This is a genomic window from Sphingopyxis sp. GC21 (assembly GCF_025727575.1).
In the GTDB taxonomy this organism is placed as follows: Bacteria; Pseudomonadota; Alphaproteobacteria; order Sphingomonadales; family Sphingomonadaceae; genus Sphingopyxis; species Sphingopyxis terrae_A.
This window is the reverse complement of sequence record NZ_CP095845.1, coordinates 1,753,317-1,774,567: the sequence shown is the minus strand read 5'-3', so window position 1 is coordinate 1,774,567 and position 21,251 is coordinate 1,753,317. Positions and strand designations below refer to the sequence as shown.

Annotated in this window: 32 protein-coding genes; 24 read left to right on the top strand and 8 right to left on the bottom strand. The window is 63.8% G+C overall.

The window, feature by feature from the left end; translation table 11 throughout:
• Positions 1 to 10: 10 nt before the first annotated feature.
• The 8 genes from MU856_RS08550 to MU856_RS08515 form a co-directional block, all read right to left on the bottom strand.
• Positions 11 to 2,107 (bottom strand): TonB-dependent siderophore receptor, encoded by a 2,097-nt coding sequence (locus tag MU856_RS08550; protein WP_263588864.1) that lies wholly within the window; start codon positions 2,105 to 2,107, stop codon positions 11 to 13.
• A 27-nt stretch (positions 2,108 to 2,134) separates the two neighbouring features.
• Positions 2,135 to 2,788 (bottom strand): SCO family protein, encoded by a 654-nt coding sequence (locus MU856_RS08545; protein ID WP_263588863.1) that lies wholly within the window; start codon positions 2,786 to 2,788, stop codon positions 2,135 to 2,137.
• Positions 2,775 to 3,260 (bottom strand): copper chaperone PCu(A)C, encoded by a 486-nt coding sequence (locus MU856_RS08540; RefSeq protein WP_263588862.1) that lies wholly within the window; start codon positions 3,258 to 3,260, stop codon positions 2,775 to 2,777. Before MU856_RS08540 ends, MU856_RS08545 begins: the two co-directional genes overlap by 14 nt.
• 197 nt (positions 3,261 to 3,457) lie before the next feature.
• Positions 3,458 to 3,988 (bottom strand): DUF2244 domain-containing protein, encoded by a 531-nt coding sequence (locus MU856_RS08535; RefSeq protein WP_263588861.1) that lies wholly within the window; start codon positions 3,986 to 3,988, stop codon positions 3,458 to 3,460.
• A 79-nt stretch (positions 3,989 to 4,067) separates the two neighbouring features.
• A complete protein-coding gene (locus MU856_RS08530) occupies positions 4,068 to 4,472 on the bottom strand; it encodes a DUF2946 family protein (protein ID WP_263588860.1) in 405 nt (134 codons plus the stop codon).
• 34 nt (positions 4,473 to 4,506) lie between these two features.
• Positions 4,507 to 5,037: a hypothetical protein gene (locus tag MU856_RS08525; protein WP_263588859.1), complete on the bottom strand. Its 531-nt coding sequence runs from the start codon at positions 5,035 to 5,037 to the stop codon at positions 4,507 to 4,509.
• 185 nt (positions 5,038 to 5,222) lie between these two features.
• Positions 5,223 to 5,621 (bottom strand): thermonuclease family protein, encoded by a 399-nt coding sequence (locus MU856_RS08520; RefSeq protein WP_263588858.1) that lies wholly within the window; start codon positions 5,619 to 5,621, stop codon positions 5,223 to 5,225.
• Positions 5,618 to 6,130: a MucR family transcriptional regulator gene (locus MU856_RS08515; protein WP_263588970.1), complete on the bottom strand. Its 513-nt coding sequence runs from the start codon at positions 6,128 to 6,130 to the stop codon at positions 5,618 to 5,620. The genes MU856_RS08520 and MU856_RS08515 overlap by 4 nt, the downstream gene beginning before the upstream one ends.
• 242 nt (positions 6,131 to 6,372) lie before the next feature.
• Here MU856_RS08515 and MU856_RS08510 point away from each other — a divergent pair, with 242 nt between their 5' ends.
• The 24 genes from MU856_RS08510 to MU856_RS08395 all read left to right on the top strand — a co-directional run bounded on the left by MU856_RS08510 (position 6,373) and on the right by MU856_RS08395 (position 21,246).
• Positions 6,373 to 7,131 carry an STAS/SEC14 domain-containing protein gene (locus MU856_RS08510; RefSeq protein WP_263588857.1) on the top strand — a complete coding sequence of 253 codons (759 nt, stop codon included), beginning with the start codon at positions 6,373 to 6,375 and terminating at the stop codon, positions 7,129 to 7,131.
• Between the two features lie 237 nt (positions 7,132 to 7,368).
• The gene (locus MU856_RS08505) at positions 7,369 to 8,571 is read left to right on the top strand and encodes a DUF945 domain-containing protein (RefSeq protein ID WP_263588856.1); all 1,203 of its coding nucleotides are present in this window, start codon (positions 7,369 to 7,371) and stop codon (positions 8,569 to 8,571) included.
• Between the two features lie 162 nt (positions 8,572 to 8,733).
• Positions 8,734 to 8,955, top strand: coding sequence for a hypothetical protein (locus MU856_RS08500; protein WP_263588855.1), 222 nt, complete (start codon positions 8,734 to 8,736; stop codon positions 8,953 to 8,955).
• A 131-nt stretch (positions 8,956 to 9,086) separates the two neighbouring features.
• A complete protein-coding gene (locus MU856_RS08495) occupies positions 9,087 to 9,794 on the top strand; it encodes a hypothetical protein (protein WP_263588854.1) in 708 nt (235 codons plus the stop codon).
• 105 nt (positions 9,795 to 9,899) lie between these two features.
• The gene (locus MU856_RS08490) at positions 9,900 to 10,094 is read left to right on the top strand and encodes a hypothetical protein (protein WP_263588853.1); all 195 of its coding nucleotides are present in this window, start codon (positions 9,900 to 9,902) and stop codon (positions 10,092 to 10,094) included.
• Between the two features lie 178 nt (positions 10,095 to 10,272).
• Positions 10,273 to 10,635 carry a hypothetical protein gene (locus tag MU856_RS08485; protein ID WP_263588852.1) on the top strand — a complete coding sequence of 121 codons (363 nt, stop codon included), beginning with the start codon at positions 10,273 to 10,275 and terminating at the stop codon, positions 10,633 to 10,635.
• On the top strand, positions 10,632 to 10,955 hold the full coding sequence (locus MU856_RS08480; RefSeq protein WP_263588851.1) for a hypothetical protein: 324 nt from the start codon (positions 10,632 to 10,634) through the stop codon (positions 10,953 to 10,955). Before MU856_RS08485 ends, MU856_RS08480 begins: the two co-directional genes overlap by 4 nt.
• Positions 10,952 to 11,137, top strand: a complete 186-nt coding sequence (locus MU856_RS08475; protein WP_263588850.1) for a hypothetical protein — start codon at positions 10,952 to 10,954, stop codon at positions 11,135 to 11,137. Before MU856_RS08480 ends, MU856_RS08475 begins: the two co-directional genes overlap by 4 nt.
• 48 nt (positions 11,138 to 11,185) lie before the next feature.
• Complete coding sequence (locus tag MU856_RS08470; RefSeq protein WP_263588849.1) at positions 11,186 to 11,455, top strand: type II toxin-antitoxin system Phd/YefM family antitoxin; 270 nt, start codon at positions 11,186 to 11,188, stop codon at positions 11,453 to 11,455.
• Between the two features lie 333 nt (positions 11,456 to 11,788).
• Positions 11,789 to 12,850, top strand: a complete 1,062-nt coding sequence (locus MU856_RS08465; protein ID WP_263588848.1) for a phosphoadenosine phosphosulfate reductase family protein — start codon at positions 11,789 to 11,791, stop codon at positions 12,848 to 12,850.
• 55 nt (positions 12,851 to 12,905) lie between these two features.
• On the top strand, positions 12,906 to 13,355 hold the full coding sequence (locus tag MU856_RS08460; RefSeq protein ID WP_263588847.1) for a hypothetical protein: 450 nt from the start codon (positions 12,906 to 12,908) through the stop codon (positions 13,353 to 13,355).
• 75 nt (positions 13,356 to 13,430) lie between these two features.
• On the top strand, positions 13,431 to 14,078 hold the full coding sequence (locus MU856_RS08455) for a hypothetical protein (RefSeq protein ID WP_263588846.1): 648 nt from the start codon (positions 13,431 to 13,433) through the stop codon (positions 14,076 to 14,078).
• Positions 14,079 to 14,107: 29 nt separating this feature from the next.
• On the top strand, positions 14,108 to 14,566 hold the full coding sequence (locus MU856_RS08450) for a hypothetical protein (protein ID WP_263588845.1): 459 nt from the start codon (positions 14,108 to 14,110) through the stop codon (positions 14,564 to 14,566).
• A 27-nt stretch (positions 14,567 to 14,593) separates the two neighbouring features.
• Entirely contained in the window at positions 14,594 to 14,932 is a 339-nt protein-coding gene (locus MU856_RS08445) for a hypothetical protein (RefSeq protein WP_263588844.1), read from the top strand.
• 58 nt (positions 14,933 to 14,990) lie between these two features.
• Positions 14,991 to 16,691 carry an ATP-binding protein gene (locus MU856_RS08440; RefSeq protein ID WP_263588843.1) on the top strand — a complete coding sequence of 567 codons (1,701 nt, stop codon included), beginning with the start codon at positions 14,991 to 14,993 and terminating at the stop codon, positions 16,689 to 16,691.
• Between the two features lie 77 nt (positions 16,692 to 16,768).
• The gene (locus tag MU856_RS08435) at positions 16,769 to 17,200 is read left to right on the top strand and encodes a hypothetical protein (protein ID WP_263588842.1); all 432 of its coding nucleotides are present in this window, start codon (positions 16,769 to 16,771) and stop codon (positions 17,198 to 17,200) included.
• The gene (locus tag MU856_RS08430) at positions 17,197 to 17,409 is read left to right on the top strand and encodes a hypothetical protein (RefSeq protein ID WP_263588841.1); all 213 of its coding nucleotides are present in this window, start codon (positions 17,197 to 17,199) and stop codon (positions 17,407 to 17,409) included. The genes MU856_RS08435 and MU856_RS08430 overlap by 4 nt, the downstream gene beginning before the upstream one ends.
• Positions 17,410 to 17,459: 50 nt before the next feature.
• On the top strand, positions 17,460 to 17,648 hold the full coding sequence (locus tag MU856_RS08425; RefSeq protein ID WP_263588840.1) for a hypothetical protein: 189 nt from the start codon (positions 17,460 to 17,462) through the stop codon (positions 17,646 to 17,648).
• A gap of 130 nt (positions 17,649 to 17,778) precedes the next feature.
• Entirely contained in the window at positions 17,779 to 18,285 is a 507-nt protein-coding gene (locus tag MU856_RS08420; RefSeq protein WP_263588839.1) for a hypothetical protein, read from the top strand.
• Positions 18,282 to 19,250 (top strand): hypothetical protein, encoded by a 969-nt coding sequence (locus tag MU856_RS08415; protein WP_318153205.1) that lies wholly within the window; start codon positions 18,282 to 18,284, stop codon positions 19,248 to 19,250. Before MU856_RS08420 ends, MU856_RS08415 begins: the two co-directional genes overlap by 4 nt.
• Positions 19,251 to 19,538: 288 nt before the next feature.
• Entirely contained in the window at positions 19,539 to 19,796 is a 258-nt protein-coding gene (locus MU856_RS08410; RefSeq protein ID WP_263588838.1) for a type II toxin-antitoxin system Phd/YefM family antitoxin, read from the top strand.
• Between the two features lie 3 nt (positions 19,797 to 19,799).
• A complete protein-coding gene (locus tag MU856_RS08405; protein WP_263588837.1) occupies positions 19,800 to 20,207 on the top strand; it encodes a type II toxin-antitoxin system VapC family toxin in 408 nt (135 codons plus the stop codon).
• A 48-nt stretch (positions 20,208 to 20,255) separates the two neighbouring features.
• Entirely contained in the window at positions 20,256 to 20,468 is a 213-nt protein-coding gene (locus MU856_RS08400; RefSeq protein ID WP_263588836.1) for a hypothetical protein, read from the top strand.
• A 274-nt stretch (positions 20,469 to 20,742) separates the two neighbouring features.
• Complete coding sequence (locus MU856_RS08395; protein ID WP_263588835.1) at positions 20,743 to 21,246, top strand: hypothetical protein; 504 nt, start codon at positions 20,743 to 20,745, stop codon at positions 21,244 to 21,246.
• Positions 21,247 to 21,251 lie beyond the last annotated feature (5 nt).

Genomic DNA, 21,251 nt, shown 5'->3' with positions numbered 1-21,251 from the left:
GACCCTCCGATCAATATTTGACGCTGAAGGCGAGGAAGGCGGAACGGGGCGTTCCCGGCCGCACGACCGACTGGTTGAGGTAAAGATAGGGCAGGAAATAGAGCTTGTTCGTCAGGTTGGTGACCGACGCGCTGATGCGGAATGGCCCCGTTTCGTAGCTCGTCTGCGCATCGAACACCGCGTAGCCCTTGGTCTTGTCGGTATTGGGCAGCGTGGTTTGCGAGCCCGACGCAGCGGTCATGCCCGCACCCAGACCGAAGCCCTCGAGCGGCCCGTCGAGGAAGCGATAGCGCGCCGCGATACGCCCGCTATGCTCGGGCACGCGCGACAGCTGCTGGCCGACATTGGCTGGCGTGAATGCGTCCTGCGTGACCTCGGCGTCGGTATAGGCGTAGCTTGCAAGCAGCGAAAAGCGCTTGCTCGGTTCCCAGATCACGTCGGCCTCGCCGCCGCGTGCGCGCTGCTGCCCGATTTGATGGGTCGTAAGGCTCAAGGGGTCGGTCAGCGGCGTGTGATTGCGCGTCTGGTCGAAGAGGGCGAGCGTTCCGGACAGCCCGGCCTTGCGCAGGGCGAACTTCACGCCGCCTTCCCAGCTCCGCGATGTTTCCGGCGTGGTCGGCGTCACGGTCGGATTGAAGAAGATCGCCTCGCGCGAGCCCGTCGCATATCCGGCGAAGAGGGCGACACCATCGGCAAGGTCAAAGGTTACGCCGATGCGGGGATCGACATGATTGAAGCGGTGCTTCGGACCGAACATGCCGTCGAAGCCCTCGGTGCTTTCCAGCCTGCTGTATCGCAGCCCAGCCAGCACATGGAGGCGGCCGCCAATCGTCATCTGATCCTGCGCGTAGAAACCCAGGGTCCGGTAGGTGTTGACGTAGGTATCGACCGGATAGGCGGTCGGACCGAACGGCACGTCGCTGCTCGGATTGGAATAGTCGAGCAGCCCGACGGGCACGAGGTTGAACCCCATCGCGCCGTGATAGTCGACCATGTCATATTGCGCGCCGGCGATCAGAACGTGCTCGATCGGGCCGGTCGCGAACGTCCCGGTCAGGCTCCCGTCGAAGGTCATTTCCCTGATCCTGACGCCCGGCATGTAGGCGGTGACGATCGGGTAAACCGTACCGGCCGGCGGATAGAAGGCAAGGTACGGGAAGCTGCCGTGCTCGGTCATGGTGTTGTTGTAGCTGCGCACCTGGACCTGCGTGGTCAGGTGGTCGGAGAGACGGTGGGTGAACACGCCCGTCAGCACGACATTCTCGATCGTGGTTTTCGGTCCGTTCCTGGCGCCGGTGAAGTGGAACGGATCGACGCCGGGGTAGCCCGCCATCGCAAAGGGCAGCCCCGAATATTCCAGCTGCTCGATCCGGTTGTAATTGGCCCGAAGCACCAGGCTGGTGTCATCGAAGCCGATCTTCAGCGACGGCGCGACGGTCACGCGGCTGTTGGTGACGGCATCGATGGCATCCTTGGCATCGACATATTCCGCTGCGATGCGCGCCGCGACGTTGCGGCCCAATGGCTGATTGATATCGACCGAAGGCTGGATCGTGCGGAAGCTGCCGGCGCGGAAGGTCGCGCTGTAGCTGGCCTTCTGTTCCGGGCTTTGGCTGATCACGTTGATCAGTCCGCCCACGGGTGCGCCCGTGCCGCCGCCGAACAGTTGCGAGGTCGGCCCCTTGGCGATCTCGATCCGCTCGACGCCGATCAGGCTCGAAGGATCGTAGGTCGAGGCATCGCCATATTGCGGCAAGCCATCGACATAGATTTCCGAGGAAAACCCGCGCACGATCGGCTTGATCAGCACGGCTTCCGAAGGCTGGGCGGGCACGACACCGGAAATGTTGCGCAGCGCTTCGGCCAGCGTGGCCAGGCTCTGCTCGTCGATCAGCGTCCTGGTCAGCACCTGCACCGATTGCGGGGTTTCGAGGATCGGCACAGGCGTGCGCAGGGTGGCGGTGTCCGTGGCCGTGTAATCGCTGTCCTTTCGGGCGGTGACGACGATGTCGGTCGGCGTCCAGCCGCTCGGCCGATCGACCGTTTGAGCATGAGCCGGCGTTGCGGCCGCAAGTGCTGCGCCAAGCGCGATGATAGAAGTCCTCATGGTATTTCCCTGTTCAAATCTGGTTGGTCACGCGATCAGGTGCTTGAGCTTCTCAAGCGCGGACGCGTCGGATTCCTGCGTGTCGATGGTCCCGGAGAACTCGCCCCTGGCGGTCATCAGGTAGATCGCAGCGGTGTGATCGATGGTGTAGTCGCCGCCCGGCTGCGGCACCTTGGCCGAGTAAACGCCGTAGCCCTTCTTGATCTGCTCAAGCTGGGCGTCGGTCCCGGTCAGACCGATGATCGGCGTGCCGAACAGCGCGACGTAGTTTCCGATGTCGGCCGGCTTGTCGTGGCCGGGATCGACCGAGACGAAGACGATGTTGAACTTCATCGCCTGCGGCCCGAGCTGCTTTCTCAGCCGCGCCATGCGGGCAAGGCTGGTAGGGCAGACATCCGGACAGCGGGTGAAGCCGAAGAAGATGGCATAGGCCTTGCCCGCCAGCGTCCTGTCCGTGACCGTCGATCCGTCCGTGGCGGTCAGCGTAAATGGGCCGCCGACTGCACCGGCATAGCCGCCCGGCGCATCTCCGGCGGCGCCGTTACCGCGCGTGAAGGCGGCGATGGCAATCCCGGCCGCGACGAGAAGCGCGACAAGCCAGAGAATCCAGCGCGGCGAGCCGCGATCTCCGTCCTGTTCGTCAGCGACAGGCTCGAATGGCTCAGGGTCAATGACCTGCATGGCTGCCCTCCATCGGACCGGTCGCGGCGACCGGCTGCACGGTGAATTGGACAGTCACGCTGCCGGCGCGCTGAAAGCGGAGTGCGACGGGGAAGCGCTCGCCCTGGCGGAGTTGCCGCCTCAGCCCCATGAACATGATGTGATAACTGCCAGGCTTCAGCTCGACCGATCCCTTGGCTGGAATGGCAATGCCATCGGTGACTTGCCGCATCCGCATGACACCGCCGTCCATCGTCATCGTGTGCAACTGGACCTCGGCGGCGACCGGAGTGGTGCCGGAAAGGAGGCGCTCGTCGCGGCTTCCACTGTTCGTGATGGTCAGGAAACCGCCGCCCACAGCCTGGCCGGCCGCGGTTTCGCGCGACCATGCGTGCTGGACCGACAGGCCGGTCTGGCGTCCGTCGGCGAGGGCGGTGCCGGCGATGAGGCTTGCCGCGGTGCCAAGCGCCAGGATCTTCGGGTGAGGAATCATATCAAAGGCTCCCTGGAGACCGCGCAGGACTGAACTTCCTGCGCTGAAACTTGCCGGGTGGGTTCGATGAGCCCGAGACCGAATGCCGCGTCGGTTCCGCGGGCAAACATGCACAAGGCGATCAGCAGCCAGGTGCGGCGGCGAAAGCGCTGCAACTGACGATGACATTCATCGGAAACGGAGAGTATGCACATGGTTCATCGCTCCCGCGCTTGTGCGAGAGCTGCCGCCACCAGCGGGATGATCGCACGGCGTTCATCGAGACTGAGGCAGCGCCCGAATTCGATCGATCCGTTCCGGCCTCGCAAGAACAGGCGCAGATCGGATGGACTGCGTCCTTCGGTTGCAAGCCTCATCCACAAAGCGGGCAGTTCGATCAGCCGCCCGGCGCTGTCACGATGCCGGACACGGCCCTCGGCAAGCTCGAGCGTCTCGCTGGCCGGCCGGGACTTGCCATGCCGTTCGAGGGCAAAGGTCAGGCCTGCCATCGCCAGGATCGAGAAGGCAGGAACGAGCCACTGGCCGCGCAGGGCGGGGCCGATGCTGGTCACCATGAAGAGCAGGGCAATGACGCTGAAACAGACCCGCGCGTCTTGCGTCAGGTGTGAGCGGTTCTCCTGCATGTGCAGGATGAGGGGCCTGGAATCGCCCCGATCGGGCTCCGACCCCAGCTTTACAGGCTGGGGCGCCCAGGGCCGTTCGGATGAACGGCACAGCAGTTCGTACATGGAATTGTGCTCCGGCAAGGCCGGCGCACGCAAAGGGAAGGCGCGCGCGCCGGTCGGTCCGACAAATCAGGCTAGATTGTCAGACGAGAGCCGGCGGTCCGCGGAGCGGCGGACGCAGGTAGGATACGCGCTTGGGGTGCGGGGTGGGGAAGGGCGCGAAGCCCAGAGCGAGGATGAACGCCAGCGCCAGCGCCAGCAGCGCGGTGTCGGCACCGGACATCGAGGCCATCGAGAGCGACGCGAAGGGGCACTCGGCCTTGCCCTGCTTCCCGGACGAGTCGCTTGGCTCGCCCTTCATCGGAATCGCGATCTTGGCGGTCACAGCATGGCCGAGGCCATCGGTGCAAAGCTGCACCGTCAGAACCTTGGCGTTCTGACCGATCATGTAACCGGCGGGAACGACGATCTTCATGCACAGAGCAGCCATGACCAGGGTGATGGCCAGGAACCGATGTTGCAAAAGAAAGGCGCGCATCCTCGACATGCCCCGCCGCCACTACCGCCCGTCGGGCCGATTGTCATCCAGATTGCGAAATTTGACGCATTACTTGGCCCGATTCCGGATCGCCTCGGTGAATCCGCCCAGACGGGTCCAACTTCACATGCAGATCTCGCAGATACTCCCGCTCGGCCATGGTGTGCCGCCATTTGTATCCCATTGACCGAAATAGGCCCAACTCCGCCGGGATCGGGACATATTTCAAATCCTCGCCCCTCATGTTCTCGCTCGATGTCGCCAGGACAGTGCGATCGCTTTGAGCGTATAGGGTGAGCCAATCGTCGAAATTCAATTTCTCGGCGAGCATGGCAGATTGCCAAACCTTGCGGTCCGCCAGATGAGCGCGCTGAACCTTCATGCCGCTTACACATCGAAAATCATGTTCAGCAAAACGCTCCAGCGCGGCCCCCGTTACCCCGATCACCGGCCAGTGATCGGGGTTTTCAACAAAGGCCCAGGTAAGCATTTCGCGCCGCAGGCTATCTCGTAGTTCCATGTCGAAGATGGCGAGATAGGCGCGATATATGCGCTTGGCGATTTCGATATCCATTACGCCCCTTGGGTCTTGCAACAGGTCTTGCAGTGGATCGAAATGAACTCGATCGCAAAATAGTGTCGCAGATCGCCGCCCGTCCTGCAGGACGGCCATCCGATGGAAATCACATGGTCAAGGCCATTTAAGAACCTAATTCCAAATAGATTATGACCTTCCTTGGATCATGATGAGGACGGGCGCTATCTGCCGCCCTCCACGCCGCCCAGACGGCGAAGTTCATTGCCGAGCGGGCGACCGCCGATCATGCAGGTGGCAACGATGCGGTCATAGCTGCGTCGGCCTGCGCGGCAGATCAGGGTGTGCCCCATCGTAGCAGCGGCGAGCAGGCGCTTGGATCGCTCGCCGCCGGGCTCATGCAGCTCGGGCGCGCTAAAATCTCCGAGGCGGATCTCGATCCAACGATCCGGACGGTCCTCGGGGCCGATGCACAGGCTATCACCGTCGCCGACGTACCGCACGACGCCGATGAACCGCGTACCGGCGGAGGGCAACACTCCGGTGCATGGGTCAGCATGGCCAGTCGAGGTGAATGCCCCCATTGCGGAACAAAAGATGAGAGCCTTCTGTCCGAACGTCATGCAGGCTGGGTCGCCTCGGCTTTCCTGCGCCCGCGACGGGCTGCGGGAGCCTTTGCTGGAGCAGGGGATGGCGTTGCCATTTTGGCGGATTTGGCTACCCGCACGCCCGGTTTACGGCCCAGGCCAATCGACTTCGCAAGCGCACGGCGCTTTTCGGCATAGGCCGGCGCGACCATCGGATAGTCGGACGGCAAACCCCATTTCGCACGGTACTGATCCGGGCTCATCTGATAATGCGTCATCAGGTGCCGCTTGAGCATCTTGAGCTTTTTCCCGTCTTCCAGACAGACGATATATTCGGGCTTGACCGAAGCGCGGATGGAAACCGCGGGTTCGGGCTTCGGCTGAACGGCCTCCGCCGGCTGGCCGAGTGCGCTCAGCGCGGCATGGACATTGCCGATGAGCACGGGAACGTCCGCGACCGCCACACTGTTGTTGGTGAGGTGCGCCGCGACAATATCGGCGGTGAGCGTGATCAGCGTTTCGGAAAGGTTCGGCGTATCAGTCATGGGTCTTTTTTCCTTTTCGGCATGATCGGACCGGGCCGATACGGCTTGCTTGCTTGTGCGTTGTCCTGATGAATAGCAACGCGTAAAAGTTGGCTTCGTCGGGTTGGAAAGCTCCACTGCCGATGAAGATTGTCGTCAGCCAACTGACAAGACGACATCATCAGGCAGACAACCGATAGCCCACGGTGCGCTGCATCGTGTAAATATGCAATGAACCAGGATCGCCACGATCGGAGCGGACAATGCTTACAGAATTGTCGGATGCGCAGGACATCATCGCCGTTTCCATTAGCGGACGTCTCGAAAGGGCCGACGTCGAGCGCATCATGCAGCGTCTCGACGCCGCCTTCGCGCGCCATGGCAAAGTGCATATCTTCGCTGAAGTGCGCGCCTTCGAAGGCATGTCGGCCGACGCCTGGCTCAGCGACATCCGACACGGCCTCGGATATCTCGGCCGTCTCGGACAGTTCGGACGGATAGCCATCGTCAGCGACCAAAGCTGGATCCGGATCGCCTCGCGGATCGAGAGCGCGTTGCTGCCCTTCGTGTCCTACGAGGTGTTCACCCCTGAGCATCGGGACCACGCTCTGGCCTGGGTCAAGGGTGAAATCGATGTCCCGCGCCCGCCGGCGGTGACCCTGGCCGACGAGGACGGGTTCATCAGGTTCGATGTAAACGGCCGCATCACGCGCGAGAATATCGAAGCACTGCAAGCACGCATAGAAGCGGTGGCGGGCGCCGAGGTGCCGCTGCGACTTCTCACGCGTATCCGGGCCTACGACGGCTTCGATCCCGCGATTCTGGTCGATCCCGAATGTGCGGCGTTGAAGCTCTCGCTGCTACGGCGCGTCGCGCGCTACGCCATCGTCGGCGGCCCCGAGTGGATGGAGCGGATCGTCCAGCTCTCCGCACCGCTGCTCAGGATGGAATTCCGCCATTTCGATAGCAACGAGGAACAGGCTGCACGCGACTGGCTGATTTCCGACAAGATCGGAAATTGACCGCCGCGTGATAGCGGTGAGGGTCCTTTCCGGACACGGAGCGCCGGGAAGGGAGATGCGCGGCGCGTAGCTGTCGTGTCTCCCCAGCGAATCTGAAGAAATCCGGGTGACGTTCTTTCCTCGCCAAACGCTCGCACGCGGCGATCCGGGAGGGGAGGAGGGGGAAGGCTGGTGTCGGTTGAAAGCGGTTGCGTGCCGCGCCGGCGCTTGTTCCATCCCTTTCACGGAGAATGTCCCATGGCCTCGCTTGCTCCCGCCGGCGTCAATTCCGCGCGCCCCGCTCCCGGTGGCTTCCGCGTCGATGTGTCACGCGGCTCGTCCAATGCCCGCGTTTCGTCCGAATGGTTCTCCCGGCCCGACGATGAGCGTTTCCTGTCGCTCTCCGATCTCCATGCCTCGGTGCAGGCCAGGCGTGAGCGAGCCCATACCCGCGTGATCGAAAGCCGGTCTATCAAAGTCGAAGCGCGGCGCGACTCGCCGACACGTCTGGCGCTGATGCTTCCTGGAAGCGACATGCCGGTGGCGCCGACCAACTGGTCGTTCGGACAGATGTGCTCCATCGTCGGCGCCCCCGCATCCTATCTGCGCAATCTTCCAGCGCCGCTCGCCGCGATCAACCTCCAGCACGGCCTGATCGATCACGAGGTCGAACAGGTGAAGCTCCTCCAGGTCGATAACGGCCGCACCGAGCTGCGGGCGATAACCGGTCCGGACTATGGGCGGGTCTGGGATGCCCAGCTCGTGGAGGCGGTGATGCGCTTCGCGGGCAATGGCACCGGCGATACCCGCTGGAAGGTTCCGGGCGTGCTCGACTGGGGAACCATGCACTACAACCCCTACGTCGATGTCACGCGCGAAACGACGACGCTCTATGCCTCGGATCGCGACGTCTTCCTGTTCCTCGTCGACGACACTCATCCGATCGAGGCCGGAAAGCTCCCCAACGGCGATCCCGACCTCTATTTCCGGGGCTTCTACGCCTGGAACAGCGAGGTCGGCGCGAAAACGCTCGGCATCGCGACGTTCTACCTTCGCGCGGTCTGCGCCAACCGGATACTCTGGGGCGTCGAGAATTTCGAAGAAATCAAGATCCGGCACAGCAAGTTCGCTGCCGGCCGCTTCGCCCAGCAGGCCGAGCCGGCTCTTGCCCATTATGCCGACGCCTCGCCGCGCAGCTTCATCGACGGCATCAGGACGGCGCGCGAGCGGATCGTGGCGCGCGACGACGAGGACCGCGAGACTTTCCTGCGTCGCCGCGGTTTCTCCAGGACCGACACGAACAAGGTGATCGAGGCGGTCCTGGCTGAGGAAGGCAGGCCGCCGGAATCGATCTTCGATTTCGTGAACGGCATCACCGCGGTGGCGCGCTCCAAGCCACATCAGGACGCCCGGCTCGACCTCGAGGGCAAGGCGCGCGGCCTGCTCGAGAAGCTGAACTGAGGAGCGGGACCAACCTCGGACCTCCCTCCGGTCACCCGCATTCCTACTCCGCACCACGCCGGATCGTCCGCGCTGCGGTTCGGTCCGGCCTCGTTCCTCATCGCTTGCCCGCGCCGGACCTGCTCCGGTGCGGCCAGCGCCATGCCTCCAAGGATTTTCATCATGGTTCGACATGCACGCGCACGCCTCGCCACCTTTCTCGTCACCGTCGATTTCTTCAGCGGCGGCGAACACTATGCCAGCGAGACCTACACGATCGACGCTGCCAACTGGTATCGCGCCGAACTCGCCGCCCTCGAATGCTCCGGGGCGAGCATCTATGACGATCCCCGCATTCCCGAACGCAGCCGCAGCGCCACGGCGCGAGCCACCGACCGTGCCTGATCTGGACGCTCGGTTACGCGGACCGCCTTTCCTGACCGTCCGCCATTTGGCGGCGCCCCCCACCATTCCCGCAATCTTTCCAGGCCCGGCACGTCACGCCGGGCCTTCTCGTTTTTGAAGGAGATTTTCCCATGCAGACAGTCGACAGCATGCCGGGCGCTCCCGCGCCTCTCTACAGCCAGACCGAATGCGATGAGCGCGGCAATTTTCACTATGAGGGTGACCTCCAGCGGTCGGGCGAGGGCCTGGCTGCGATCGTCGCGCGCGTCGAACGGCATTTGCGCGCCTCTTTCCCCGAAACACGCTTCGCGCTGTCCACGCGAACCTATTCCGGGGGACGCAAGATCATCGCTGAACTGCTCGACGCTCCGGAGGATCTGACCGGCAGGGACGCGCAGAACAGCTTCATCGTCAAAGTGAAAGACCAGATCGAACGCTTCGGCTTCACCCGCTCGAACATCTACCAGGACTCCCATAACTGCGCCTTTTTCTGCGAGGTCCGGATCGGGCAGCCCTATTGGGTGGCTCTCGCGGCGCGGCGCGGCCTGGGCAGCACGGTCGATACCCTCGTTTCGCTCGCAGCCTTCAAGAAGCGGATCAAGCCGGGCGATCAGTTGAAGCTCATCAGCGCACCGGGCTCGCATCGCGCGATCGGCACCGTCAGGTCCGTTCAGGCTGTCCGGTCGAAAGACATCATCCTCGAGGGACCGAGCTACCTCACTCTGCCGCGCGCCGCGCAGTTCGCCTGCGACGGCAAGCTCGTGCGGATCGCGATCGGCAGCGAGGACCGGCCCGACGCCCATCTTCTCTATCAGTGGCTGCCCGCAAAAGCCGCCTGACATCGTCCCTGTCGCTCTTTGGCGCGGCCGGCCGGGCGCGCTGAACCGCATCGAGTGCGATGCGAACTCTTCCCGGCCATTCCACCACAAGCAGGAGACACCTGTATGAATATCCCCAATCTCGACACCGCGAGTCCGGAAGTGCTCGCGCCGATCCTCCATGCCGCCATTCAGCGTCTCGGTCAGCTTGGCCGCACCGGCGCCGTCGCGCTCGCAGCCCTGGTCGAAGACGACGATGCCGATTTCGACGAGGCTGCCTCCTGGATTGCGGATATTGCCGCCGGGGGCCTGCGCGCCTGATCCATCACCTTCCCATTTCCATGATTCTCACGAAGCTCGGCCAGCGCGCCGGGCTTCGTACATTTTGAGGAGCACTCTCATGCACTCTGCACGTCACATCCACGAAACCGCGCCGCTTGGCAGCCTCATCAAATTCGCCAACGGCGAACCGCGTCCCCCTGAGCGGTTCAGGATCAAATTGCGCGACTGGGAAAGGGAGAACGGTTCTGGCCGTCTTGTCGCGCGGGCACCGGCATCGGACAGGCTCCCGGCGACATTCACGCTCCACCTCGGCAATTTCGGCAGCAAGGGCGTGATCATCATGGTCATGCGCCGGCAGTTCGACACCGATAGCGCGGAACTCTTCGAAATCGCCGAGCTTCCCAAACCCGGCATGGTGCGCGTCCTGACCAGCCATGGCGACCGCGAGGAGCTGCTGCACCTGGCCGCTGACATGGGCAGCGCCGAGCGCTGGATGGAGGCAAACGACTATTCCAATATGCGCGCCGAGATCGTTTCTGACCCGTCCGCGGCCCCATGTGCTGAAGCCAAGGCCGCATGAAGCCGGGAATGTCGGGCTACCAATCGGACAAGGAGGTGACCGGCGGCGCAAACCGCCGGCACTTCGTCCATGTCTACGCCGTCATCCGCATCAAGGTGGAAGTCGATGCGGACAATCATCGGACTGCGATGGAAGCCGCGGATAAACTGCTGTTCGCCGGCGGCCTGGCCGTTCGTCTGACGCCAGCCGCGCAAGGCATCCTCGACGCCGAGTATGCCGCAGAAGTCGCGGGCTATCTGGTGGACGAGGACGGCGATGACACATTCATCCGGTCTCGCGCCTATGGCCCCGATCACGATCCTGAGGAAAACAAGCAATGACAAGTCACGATATCCGGATCATCCAGGTCTTTCGCGTCGAGCGCGAGATCGTCGTCAAAGTCCGTGCCGCCGACGCACAGGCGGCCATCGATCTCCAGAGCGAAAGCGACGCTCCGGCGTTCGACGATCCTGGCTGGCGGTCTTCGTGGACGCTCGAAAACGAGGAGGTTGTCGAGGCATGAATGGCAAGCGATACCGATGGACTTTTTAACATGGTCAGGAATTGTCATATGAAAGCGGAAACCTACGGTGCAGCCGATTTCAAGACGCACTGCCACGCCATCATCGATCGACTTGCCCGGCGCGATGTCGATCAAGTGACGATCACCAAGCGGGGGCGCGTGGTTGCCGTGCTGGCGCCGCCGCCCAGCGCTGCGGAAGCGATCGAGTCGCTGCACGGGTTCATGCGCGGGTCCGTGTCCGTGACTCACGGCGTCGATTTGCTCGAGCCCATTCTCGACGAGCCTCTGGATGCCGAAGACGGGCGGATCCACGAATGAACGAAAAGCCTGAAGACCCGAACGCCGCACGGGCCGTTTTGCTCGATACATATGCTTTCATTCGGCTTGCGAACGGCGATTCCATCGCGCCGGGTGCGCTTGGGGCGAACACCCATGACGCACTGGCCGACATCTGAAGCCGGGCCAGAATCTTCAAGTCTACGCGGCATCGGCATGCCGTCAGGAGGCCGCTGATCATAGCGTCGAAGGGGAGGGGGAAGCGGGAGGCGCTTCCCTTGAGGGAGCGGTCAGGAGCTTCCCATGTCCCTTGCAGCTTTCGTAGCGCGGCCAACCTTCGGGCGCGACATTCCCATCGCTGTCGATACGGCGGTCATGACCGCTGTGCGGCAAAATGCCTGGCTCGCCTTCAGCCTTTCGGGTGGCAAGGATTCGACACTCGCAGCCTGGGCGGTGATGTCCTTCCTGGACAAGCTTGGCCATCCGCGCGCGCGCCGCATGGCGATCCATGCCGACCTCGGCCGCGCCGAATGGCGCTCGACCCCGGCCATGGTCGAAGCGGTCGCCGACCTGCTCGGCGTGCCGCTGCTCATCGTCCGGCGCAAGGTCGGCGACATGGTGGCGCGGTGGGAGCAGCGTTTCGCGAGCGGGAAGGCGCGCTACGAAGCGCTGGAAACCTATCATCTCATCGGGCCGTGGTCCTCCAGCTCCCTTCGCTTCTGCACGTCCGAACTCAAGGCGACCCAGATCGGCCCGGAACTGGCCCGACGCTTCCGGGGCGAGACGATCGTCTCGGTCATCGGCCTGCGGCGCGAGGAAAGCGCAGCCCGGCGGTTCACGCCGATTTCGCGCGCCGATCACCGCTTCGCCAAACCCGGCAACCGGGCGGGCACCCAGATGATCTCCTGGCATCCGCTTGCCGACTGGACGACCGACGCGGTTTTCGCAGCGCACAGCGCCCATCGCCTGCCGCTTCACGAAAGCTACCAAGTCTATGGGGCAAGCCGTTTGTCCTGCGCCTTTTGCGTACTAGCCTCGGGCGCGGACCTCGCAGCTTCGGCAAGCGCGCCAGGCAATATCGATCTCTATCGGCATCTGGTGGCGATGGAAGCACGCTCCACATTTTCCTTCCAGCCGAACCGCTGGCTCGCCGACATCGCGCCCCGGCTGCTGTCGCCGACCCAGCTTGGCCACATCGAACAGGCCAGGAGCGACGCCGATACGCGCCGCGCCATCGAGGCACACATGCCGGCCGGTCTCAGGTTCATCAAGGGTTGGCCGCCGCGGATTCCGACACGGAATGAAGCCGCGCAGATCGCCGCTGCCCGCGCGCCGATCCTGCGTCGGCATGGCCTGCGAAACCTGTTTCCCACCGGCCCGGCCGTCCGGGCCCGTTTCGATGAGCTTCTCGCCGCGAAGCACGGCCGCAGCTCCTGACCGCGCCGCGACAACCGCCAGTGCATGCCCAGCCTGCCAACAAGAGGACACTACCATGACGCAGCATATGCGACCCGCGCATCTCGACCTGTTGAAACGCGCGAAAGCCGCCCTCGCGCCGGACGGTGCGGCATCTGCCGACAATGCCGATCTCGTAGCCGACCTCGACTGCGCTATCGGATCGATCGCCCCCGAACCCGGCGCCGATGCCGAGCGTCTCGAGGTGGGCAGCTATATCGCCTTGTCGACGCGCCATGTGTCATGGCCGACAACGCTGAAGATCGATGAATGGATGACGCAGGAACCATGCGATCGGCCGGTCAGCATCGCCGACACGCATTATGGCTGGCTCCTTTGTTCTCGGCCTTCTTCATTCGGCGAACCATCGGAGATTCCCGCCGACCTGGTGGCCGTGCTGGCATTCGCGGAGCAGATGGCCTGCGACTATCTGATCCTGGATCGCGATGCGACCGCGAGTGACCGGCTGCCCTGTTTCGAATGGTGACCGTCTGACGGGAGGGGAGGGAGGAGGTTGGGGGCGGGCGTGCTGGTGCGCCCGGATGTCAGGAGCCACACCCCCATGTCCTACGATATAGCCTTCCGCTTCCAGCAGGCGCTCGACCCCTCCGCTCTCACAACCCTCGGCAATTGCCTCCACGGCCTGAACGCCGCGATCGAGGACTGCCGAAACGCGGGCAAGCCGCATGACAGCGATCCGGCGGTCATTCTCCTTGCCCGGCACCTCGGCGCCTTCGCGGCATCCATCGGCGGCCCCGAGCCGCTGCTGCGCCGCCAGTGCATGGACGCAATCGCCGATCTCCGGCGCAAGCCCTCGCTGATTCCACTGGCGCACAAGGGCGTGGCTTATGACGCGCACGCGAAGAAGGTCTTCCACAGCGAAGGACGCAAGGCTCTTCGGGCGCTGGCGGATGCGCTTGGCCTCGTCGACGACAGCTACGACATCCGTTCCCACCGCGGCGGCGTCGCGATCAGCGGTGACGTGATTCTGCACGCAACTGGCATCTATGTTCAGCTCAGCCTGGGCCTCACCGGCGCGGGCCGAGAAGTGATGTTCCGCAAGGTCGCCGGCCGCGACGATCACATCGGCGAGCGGAACCATTGGGCCTCAGTCCATGAGCTGGTGCAGCCCACACGGTTTGCAAACCGCATCTGCCGTGAACTCGGCCTGCCCCGCCCAGACCCGGCTATCGATCGCCTGGCCGCCTGACCATCCCCCTTTCCGTCTGGAGACGACCCATGGAAATCATCGTCACACGCTCGCGGATCGCGGGCACGCTCCCGTTCTACGAATATCGCGCACTGGTCCCGCTCGGCGCCCTCGACCCCAAACGGCGACGTCTGGTGCGGCCGATCATGCTCCGGCGGATCGTACCGACCATGCCCTGCGTCAACATCGCGCAGGTGATCGCCCCCGACAGCTGGTTCCACGCTGAAAAAAGAGACCTCGCCCAGCACTCGGTCCGCATCGTCTCTGTTGCGCGCCGTGTCGAAGCCATGCTGGTAGCCGCCCGATTCCCCGAGATGGCCGACGACATCATCCCGCTGGTTGCCCGCATCGAAGAGGACCCCGGCGACGCACGAGGTTGGGTTCTGACCGACGACCTGACGAACGCATTTGGACGGCTCGATACGGCGATGCCCATGATCGGTCCCGATCACATCGGGCTTTCCGAGCCCGACCGTATCGCCGCCTGACCTTCCCGCAGCAAGAGGAGTCATCCCATGTCGCTGCCAGACGATCCAGCCTTTGCGCTGGAAACCGCCGCCTGCCTCTGGGAAGCGGTCCTGACCCTACGCGACCACCCGGCCACCAACCCCGACGCCATCGACCTCGCCTTACGGATCGGTGCGAGTTTCGAGGCGATCGGCACTTCGGCCATGCGCCTGATCGTCATCGGATGGAGCGATGTCGTCGATGCCGCATGGTCCGAGGTCGCCGCCGACTATCCGCTGAGCTTCGACTGGGACTTCGTGCCCGACTGGATCGCTCGCCACATCGACTGGTCGGTTGCCGGTGCGCCGGAAATCAGACCTGGATTCGGCCGGCCCGTGCGAGCATGAAGGGGAGGGGGCGGAGGAAGGTGGCGACAAAAACGTCGCTGGAAACCGCGAGGAACCCATGACCTTTTCCACCACGATCCGCACCGCTGTAGGGCAGTCGCTGCTTACCAAAATCGGACGATTTTTCAATGGTTCGGTGCTCGATGTTTTGAACGAGTCTATCCAGAACTGTCGCCGGGCCGGCGCAACACGGATCGATATCGATCGCATCGACACCGATCGCGGGCCGGTTTTGCGCATTCGCGACGACGGGCGCGGTATCTCCGACCCGGCCAAGTTCCTGACGCTGGGCGATTCCGGCTGGGGGGAGGAAATCGCGCGCTCGGAAGATCCGGCAGGCATGGGCGTGTTCAGCCTCGCCGGACGCTACGTCACGGTGCGTTCTTACGCAGCCATGGTCGGCGTCGCCTGGCAAGCGACCATTCCTCCGCACGCCTGGGAGAGCGGAGCGTCGATCGATGTCGTTCCGTGTTCCCTGGATAAGGGCACCGAAATCGAGATCGACCTCCCCGAAAGCTGGGCTGCGGCGCTCGCGCAGGCGGTCAAGGATGCGGCGCGCTTCTGCCCTGTTCCCATCTGGTTCGGCGGTGACCGGGTATCCCAGGAGAGCTTCCTGCGCGAAGCCGCACGGGTCGAGGACTGGAACGGCTGCCGCATCGGAATTTTCTCCGACAAGCACAGCGTTCCCCGTGAACTGGTCCGGATCAACTTCCACGGCGTCACCGTGCCTTGCCGCCTGCCTCATATCGTCGACGTCGATGGCGGTCGGGGCTGGTATGCCAAGGTCGACATCATCGAGGCAAGGCAACTGCAGCTTGTGCTCCCCGCACGCAAGGAAATGGTGCAGAATGCCGCGCTCGATGCTCTGCGCGAGGCCTGCACGGCCGCGATTTTCCGCACGATCGCCCGCGAGGGCCACCATCGGCTCTCCCATGCCCATTGGCTGCAGGCGAAGTCTATGGGTGTGCCGCTGCCGGAAGCCGCCCCTTGGCTGGCCGCATGGACGCCCAGCACCGCCGAGACCGATCGTGCGATGCCGGGCGAACGGATCGCCGGCGAGCCGATGATCCTGATGCCGTCCGACGAGGCTTATATAGACCAGTGTATTGCGCGCACGATCCTGGCGGGGCAGCCGCTCGGCGCAGTGCCTGTCGATCGCGTCGACGAATTCGCGGGCTATGGCTGGTATGATGCCCTGCCGTGCGTGGTGGGCACATCCTTCCGGATCGAGAGGAAGCAGGAAGACATTTTCGATTACGTCGTCGACGCGCAGGTGCCGCCCGATATCGTGTCCGGCCGGGTCCATGCGATCACGCTCGAACTTGCGGTGCGGGCGTCAAGCGATCCGGAAATGCCCGCCGACATCCTCGCGCTACCCGTCGATGTCCTGATCGTTGCCACAGGTTGCTGGAACGACCTCGATGACATCGCCATTCTGCTCAGCCCCGATTGCGCGATCACGCCCGCCGATCTCGCCTCGCTGCTGGAGAACGCCTGCTTCTATCCCAGCGATGACTGCGACGCGGACAGCTATCATACCCAGCAGGCTGCCTTCGAAATGCAGGCGCGTTTCACCGCCAACATGCTGCTGCTCGGCGAAGACGCGGCGATCATCGAACGGGTCCGCGAGGCGGTGCGCGAGCACGTCTCCTGGCTGGTCCCGAAAGACCGGCCGATAACCGTGCGCGCGATCAACTATCTGGTCGAGGCGGCCTTCGCGAACGACGATGAGACCGCCGTGATCGCCGCCGCCGGATAAACCCAGAGCCAAGGAGAAGAGCCGGGCCGGCGCATCTCACGCGTCGCGTCCGGTCGCTCCTACCGAGGAACTCTCCCATGACCGAAGATCAATTCGACGGGCTGGTCGACAATGCGACCCACGCCGTCAACGACCTCATTCCCGGATGGGTGCTTGAAGAACTCAGCGCCAGCCAGCGATCGGAGATGCTCATTCGCATCAATGACGCGCTGACGCCGATCCTGCGAGAGGCGATCGACAACGCTGTGCCCGCTTGCAAAATCCAGACCCGGGCCTGCACAATCGCCGCATTGATCGGCGAACTGGTCGAGACCCATATCGACAAGTGCGAAAAGAGCGGCGGCCAGGAGGAGGACCGGCCACCTCATGTGATCTCGGAGATTCATGGCACCAGCGCCAGTATCGACAGCATCGCCAGCTGCGAGGCCGAGAATGGTGCGTCGCAGATTTATCTCGTGCTGGACGACGGAACGGCGTTTCGCATCACTGTCGAGCGTGTCGAGCAATGATCGACATGACCATAGCCCTGCGCGCTCTGCGACAACTGGCGCTGTCCTCGACCCAGAGCGAACTGGACGCGGCCAGAATGGAAGCCATGGACGTTCTCGACGAGGCCGGCTGGGAAAAGCCAGCGCGCGCCGTCCGGCACGCCCTCGGTCTCCCGGTGACTTCCTCCGAAGGTCCGTCTCCCGGTCTGATCGATCCCGGCGTGTATTGAAACCTCCTGCCAAGGCATTGCCTTACTCCTCAATCCTCATGGAGCATGTTATGTCCCATTTATCTCCGCTAAGGGCGCGGCTTGCCGGCTTCGACCATGCTTACGCCCTGGCCATAAGGCTGAGTTCGCTTTCCGACTGCGACCTGTTCGTCGTGCGGACGGGCAATCCGATCCAGCCCTATCGCCTGACGGCCAAGCCTCCCGCCAATGACGAGCAGATGGTTCTGCGCGTCGCCTGATGCCCCGTCCGCCGGGAGCGCACCAAGGCATTCCCGGTCACTTCCCCGTAAACGCCGCGGTTCCCGCACATATGCCGCCCTTCGCGGCCTGCGCGTCCGTTCGCGTGTCTCCGCTGAAAGGAATACAACCATGACCTACAAAACCGCTGACAAGCAGGTCGTCCCCGAACCGATGCTGCGGCATATCCACTGCGACAGCTTCTTCGAGACCAGCGAAGACCGCCAAGTCACGCTCGAAGTTCTCGAAATCCGCCAACCGACCTTCACCACCCTGACGCTGACCGAGGTGACCGACGGCTATGAGGTATTCGCTGCCGAATATCTCACAGGCATCGTCGCCATGCGTCTGGCCGAAGGCTGGACGATCGTGTCGGCGGGCGAGCGCCACTATCATCTGGGTTCCCCGCCATCCGATCCGGACGGAAGCGATGCCGAACCCGTCTGCTCGCGCTGCGGGAGCACCAAGGTCGTGCGCGATGCCTGCGCGCGCTGGGACAAGGCCAACCGCCGATGGGTACTGGCCGATGTGCATCCGGGCGCCTTCTGCGAGGCCTGCGAGGCGGACGGTGACGACCTGCTCCAGCCGCCCGCGATCGATGGCGCTTCGGCCGAGACGTGCGGGGAGACGGCCCCGTGACCGCGCGGCCATGTCTTGCCAACGACGATCCACGCGCCCCGGCGCAGGAGGCGGCGCCCGTCATCGTCGCTTGGGGCGCGGGCGTCGATTCCACCGCGATGATCATCGAAATGGACGCGCGGGGCGAGCGCATCGACATGGTGCTGCGCGCCCGGATGCCGGAGCGACCGGAGACCGAGGCGTTCATCCCGATCTTCGAGGCGTGGATGTACGATCGCGGCATACCGCACGAAACGGTCTGCTACACCCCGAAACGCTTCAAGCACTGGCCTCCCTATTCCGATCTCCTGGAAAACTGCCTGACCAACGGCACCTTGCCGTCGATCGCGTTCGGCCGGGGCGTTTGTTCCTCGAAGTGGAAAGTCGGCCCGCAAGATGCCTGGACCAAGGCGTGGCCACCCGCCCAACGCGCCTGGGCTCGCGGGCAGAAAGTGGTCCGGCTGATAGGATATGATTGCAGCGTGCGCGACAGCCAACGCTATGCGCACCGCCAAGGCCAGATCAGTGACCTGTTCGAATATCGCTATCCCTTGCGTGAATGGGGCTGGTCTCGCGAAGACTGCGAGTTGCGCATTGCCAAGGCCGGTCTTCCCCGCGTTGTGGCGAGTTCGTGCTGGTTTTGTACCGGAATGACCTGCAACGAGGTCCGCATGTTGCCTCGCGCGCATCTAAGGCTGATCGTTCTCATGGAAGCGCGGGCAAAGCCCCGCCTGCGGACCTGTGAAGGGTTATGGCGATCGTCCACCAAGGGCTTGCGCGGCCAAGAAGCCCGTCCGGGCTCGATGACACGGTTCATTCGCGAGCAGGGCCTTTTGCCGCCACGCGAGATCGACCGCATCATCGCCCAGGCGCCGACAGAGCTTCTCGACTTTCTCGAGGGGGCCGCTGCAGTCCCGCTTCATCAGCGCCCGACCATGCGAAACTGGCTCGATCGCTTCAACGCGGGTATTGCCACTCCCGACTAGTTGGACTTTGTGCCGCCAACACCCACTCTCGCGCGTCCGAGGGCAGCTTGGACGGCTCAGCCGCAGGAAAGCGGAACCTTGAACGCCAGGAAAATCGCACATTGAATCCCTTGGCGCGCGCCGCAGCAGGGGACTGGCTGGGGGCTGGTCGGACGATACGGGGATTGTCGTGCGAACCGTATCGGGCGCTTCCAGATCGGTGCGCCGCCAAGAAGCCTATTCGTCGCGCCTTGCATTTTTCTCGTAAACAGACTAGTTTTCTGACTAGTTTAATCGATGGAGGTGCCCATGAAGAGCTGGCCTGTCCAGGACGCGAAGGCGCGTTTCAGCGAGTTGCTCGACGCCTGTTTGCGCGAAGGTCCGCAGCTTGTCACCAAGCGGGGCAACGATGCTGCCGTGCTCGTCTCGGCGAGCGCGTGGCGCCGACTGCAACACGCCGCGAAGCCGTCGCTGAAAGAGCTACTGCTCGCCGATACGGCGCGGATCGATCTTCCGGTGCCTGCGCGGGGCGGCACGCGCCGCCGGACGCCCGCAGGGCTCGCCTGATCCGTGTTCCTGCTCGACACGAACATCGTCTCGGAACTCAGACGTCCACGTCCGCATGGCGCCGTCCTCACCTGGATCGAGGGTGTTCCCGACCAGGACCTTTACCTCAGCGCCGTAACGCTCGCTGAGATCCAGGCAGGGATCGAGATAACCCGCGAACAGGATGCGGCCAAAGCCGCCGAGATCGAGACATGGCTCGATCAGGTTACGGCGACCTACAATATCCTGGCCGCCGATGGACCCGTGTTTCGGGCATGGGCAAAGCTCATGCATCGCCAGCAGGATCATCTCATCGAGGACGCCCTGATCGCGGCCACCGCACAGGTCCACGATTTGACCGTAGCAACCCGCAACGTCTCCGACTTCGAGGCGTTCGACGTGCGGATCTTTAACCCCTTCGCGCCGCACTGAAGGCGAATTCTCGCGCGTTACCAACGCCTCCGCACATGGACAAAGCCCATGAAACACAGCGACTTCACCATCGGTATGGAATTCGTGATGAGCGATGGCAAATGGCGCTGCACCGACATCGGCACGCGAACCGTGCTCGCCATCAAGCTCGATGCCCCGGACGACAGCTGGTATGCTGGACCGCCCTATGCCGTCGTCGAGCATTGTCTCGACGAATTTGATATCGAGGCCTGCGAGCTGGCCGACAGCCGCGCCGCATAACTGCGGCGCATAGGCACAGCGCACGCGGTAAACGTCCAGGAACGCGAAGCCTGATCGTTCTTCGCGGAAGAACCGGACCGCCCCTGGGAAGTCGGCGGACCGCAGACGCCCCACATGGTTTGCCGCGAATGTGCAACCGGCGAGGCTTCACGGTCTTTCACGCTGGAGGGGGAGGCGGATGGGCCGTGATTGTCTCTGACACGGCCGATGGTGCGCAATCTGGCAACAGTTGCCGTTGCTCACGCTGTCGCCCTTCTTCAACCAGGAAGCATATATGCGACTCACAGACGATCTTGCCGCGCGGCGCCGCCTTTACGCGCGTCCGGGCTTTACCGCGCCCGCCATGATGCTGATCGACGTGCCGCCGCATCTGGCCGGCGCCGACCTTCCTCTCGGCCGCTACTATCCGGTGATCCTCGAAAACGACGCAGAGCTTGCCGAGTTCGAAATCTTCCTTGCGGCGGAGCGCACCTCTGCCGTCGTTCCCGATATCTTCGCCACCCGGCCGAGCACGCTCTATACCGGAGCGATCGCGCTGTTCGAATATGCGCCGCCTGAAGCGGGCTGGCCCTGGCTCCTGCTCTGCCACTGGCCCCGCGAACACACCGCACGGGCCGCCCTCGATCCCCAGCTCCTGGCGAGGGGCGCCTATACCATCGAGACCTTCCTCGGCCGGGCGGACCTGCTCGCAGCGATCGCGATCCTCTCGCACCAGCTCGGGGGCGCGGTGAACTGGTCGATCGCGACCGGTTCGGATCGCCCGCACGGCTCCGCCTGATCAGC

What these genes read in the sequence shown, in the direction of transcription:
- MU856_RS08550 (WP_263588864.1), bottom strand. Translation starts at nt 2,107, where the DNA reads ATGAGGACTTCTATCATCGCGCTTGGCGCAGCACTTGCGGCCGCAACG.
- MU856_RS08545 (WP_263588863.1), bottom strand. Translation starts at nt 2,788, where the DNA reads ATGCAGGTCATTGACCCTGAGCCATTCGAGCCTGTCGCTGACGAACAG.
- MU856_RS08540 (WP_263588862.1), bottom strand. Translation starts at nt 3,260, where the DNA reads ATGATTCCTCACCCGAAGATCCTGGCGCTTGGCACCGCGGCAAGCCTC.
- MU856_RS08535 (WP_263588861.1), bottom strand. Translation starts at nt 3,988, where the DNA reads ATGTACGAACTGCTGTGCCGTTCATCCGAACGGCCCTGGGCGCCCCAG.
- MU856_RS08530 (WP_263588860.1), bottom strand. Translation starts at nt 4,472, where the DNA reads ATGTCGAGGATGCGCGCCTTTCTTTTGCAACATCGGTTCCTGGCCATC.
- MU856_RS08525 (WP_263588859.1), bottom strand. Translation starts at nt 5,037, where the DNA reads ATGGATATCGAAATCGCCAAGCGCATATATCGCGCCTATCTCGCCATC.
- MU856_RS08520 (WP_263588858.1), bottom strand. Translation starts at nt 5,621, where the DNA reads ATGACGTTCGGACAGAAGGCTCTCATCTTTTGTTCCGCAATGGGGGCA.
- MU856_RS08515 (WP_263588970.1), bottom strand. Translation starts at nt 6,130, where the DNA reads ATGACTGATACGCCGAACCTTTCCGAAACGCTGATCACGCTCACCGCC.
- MU856_RS08510 (WP_263588857.1), top strand. Translation starts at nt 6,373, where the DNA reads ATGCTTACAGAATTGTCGGATGCGCAGGACATCATCGCCGTTTCCATT.
- MU856_RS08505 (WP_263588856.1), top strand. Translation starts at nt 7,369, where the DNA reads ATGGCCTCGCTTGCTCCCGCCGGCGTCAATTCCGCGCGCCCCGCTCCC.
- MU856_RS08500 (WP_263588855.1), top strand. Translation starts at nt 8,734, where the DNA reads ATGGTTCGACATGCACGCGCACGCCTCGCCACCTTTCTCGTCACCGTC.
- MU856_RS08495 (WP_263588854.1), top strand. Translation starts at nt 9,087, where the DNA reads ATGCAGACAGTCGACAGCATGCCGGGCGCTCCCGCGCCTCTCTACAGC.
- MU856_RS08490 (WP_263588853.1), top strand. Translation starts at nt 9,900, where the DNA reads ATGAATATCCCCAATCTCGACACCGCGAGTCCGGAAGTGCTCGCGCCG.
- MU856_RS08480 (WP_263588851.1), top strand. Translation starts at nt 10,632, where the DNA reads ATGAAGCCGGGAATGTCGGGCTACCAATCGGACAAGGAGGTGACCGGC.
- MU856_RS08475 (WP_263588850.1), top strand. Translation starts at nt 10,952, where the DNA reads ATGACAAGTCACGATATCCGGATCATCCAGGTCTTTCGCGTCGAGCGC.
- MU856_RS08470 (WP_263588849.1), top strand. Translation starts at nt 11,186, where the DNA reads ATGAAAGCGGAAACCTACGGTGCAGCCGATTTCAAGACGCACTGCCAC.
- MU856_RS08465 (WP_263588848.1), top strand. Translation starts at nt 11,789, where the DNA reads ATGACCGCTGTGCGGCAAAATGCCTGGCTCGCCTTCAGCCTTTCGGGT.
- MU856_RS08460 (WP_263588847.1), top strand. Translation starts at nt 12,906, where the DNA reads ATGACGCAGCATATGCGACCCGCGCATCTCGACCTGTTGAAACGCGCG.
- MU856_RS08455 (WP_263588846.1), top strand. Translation starts at nt 13,431, where the DNA reads ATGTCCTACGATATAGCCTTCCGCTTCCAGCAGGCGCTCGACCCCTCC.
- MU856_RS08450 (WP_263588845.1), top strand. Translation starts at nt 14,108, where the DNA reads ATGGAAATCATCGTCACACGCTCGCGGATCGCGGGCACGCTCCCGTTC.
- MU856_RS08445 (WP_263588844.1), top strand. Translation starts at nt 14,594, where the DNA reads ATGTCGCTGCCAGACGATCCAGCCTTTGCGCTGGAAACCGCCGCCTGC.
- MU856_RS08440 (WP_263588843.1), top strand. Translation starts at nt 14,991, where the DNA reads ATGACCTTTTCCACCACGATCCGCACCGCTGTAGGGCAGTCGCTGCTT.
- MU856_RS08435 (WP_263588842.1), top strand. Translation starts at nt 16,769, where the DNA reads ATGACCGAAGATCAATTCGACGGGCTGGTCGACAATGCGACCCACGCC.
- MU856_RS08430 (WP_263588841.1), top strand. Translation starts at nt 17,197, where the DNA reads ATGATCGACATGACCATAGCCCTGCGCGCTCTGCGACAACTGGCGCTG.
- MU856_RS08425 (WP_263588840.1), top strand. Translation starts at nt 17,460, where the DNA reads ATGTCCCATTTATCTCCGCTAAGGGCGCGGCTTGCCGGCTTCGACCAT.
- MU856_RS08420 (WP_263588839.1), top strand. Translation starts at nt 17,779, where the DNA reads ATGACCTACAAAACCGCTGACAAGCAGGTCGTCCCCGAACCGATGCTG.
- MU856_RS08410 (WP_263588838.1), top strand. Translation starts at nt 19,539, where the DNA reads ATGAAGAGCTGGCCTGTCCAGGACGCGAAGGCGCGTTTCAGCGAGTTG.
- MU856_RS08400 (WP_263588836.1), top strand. Translation starts at nt 20,256, where the DNA reads ATGAAACACAGCGACTTCACCATCGGTATGGAATTCGTGATGAGCGAT.
- MU856_RS08395 (WP_263588835.1), top strand. Translation starts at nt 20,743, where the DNA reads ATGCGACTCACAGACGATCTTGCCGCGCGGCGCCGCCTTTACGCGCGT.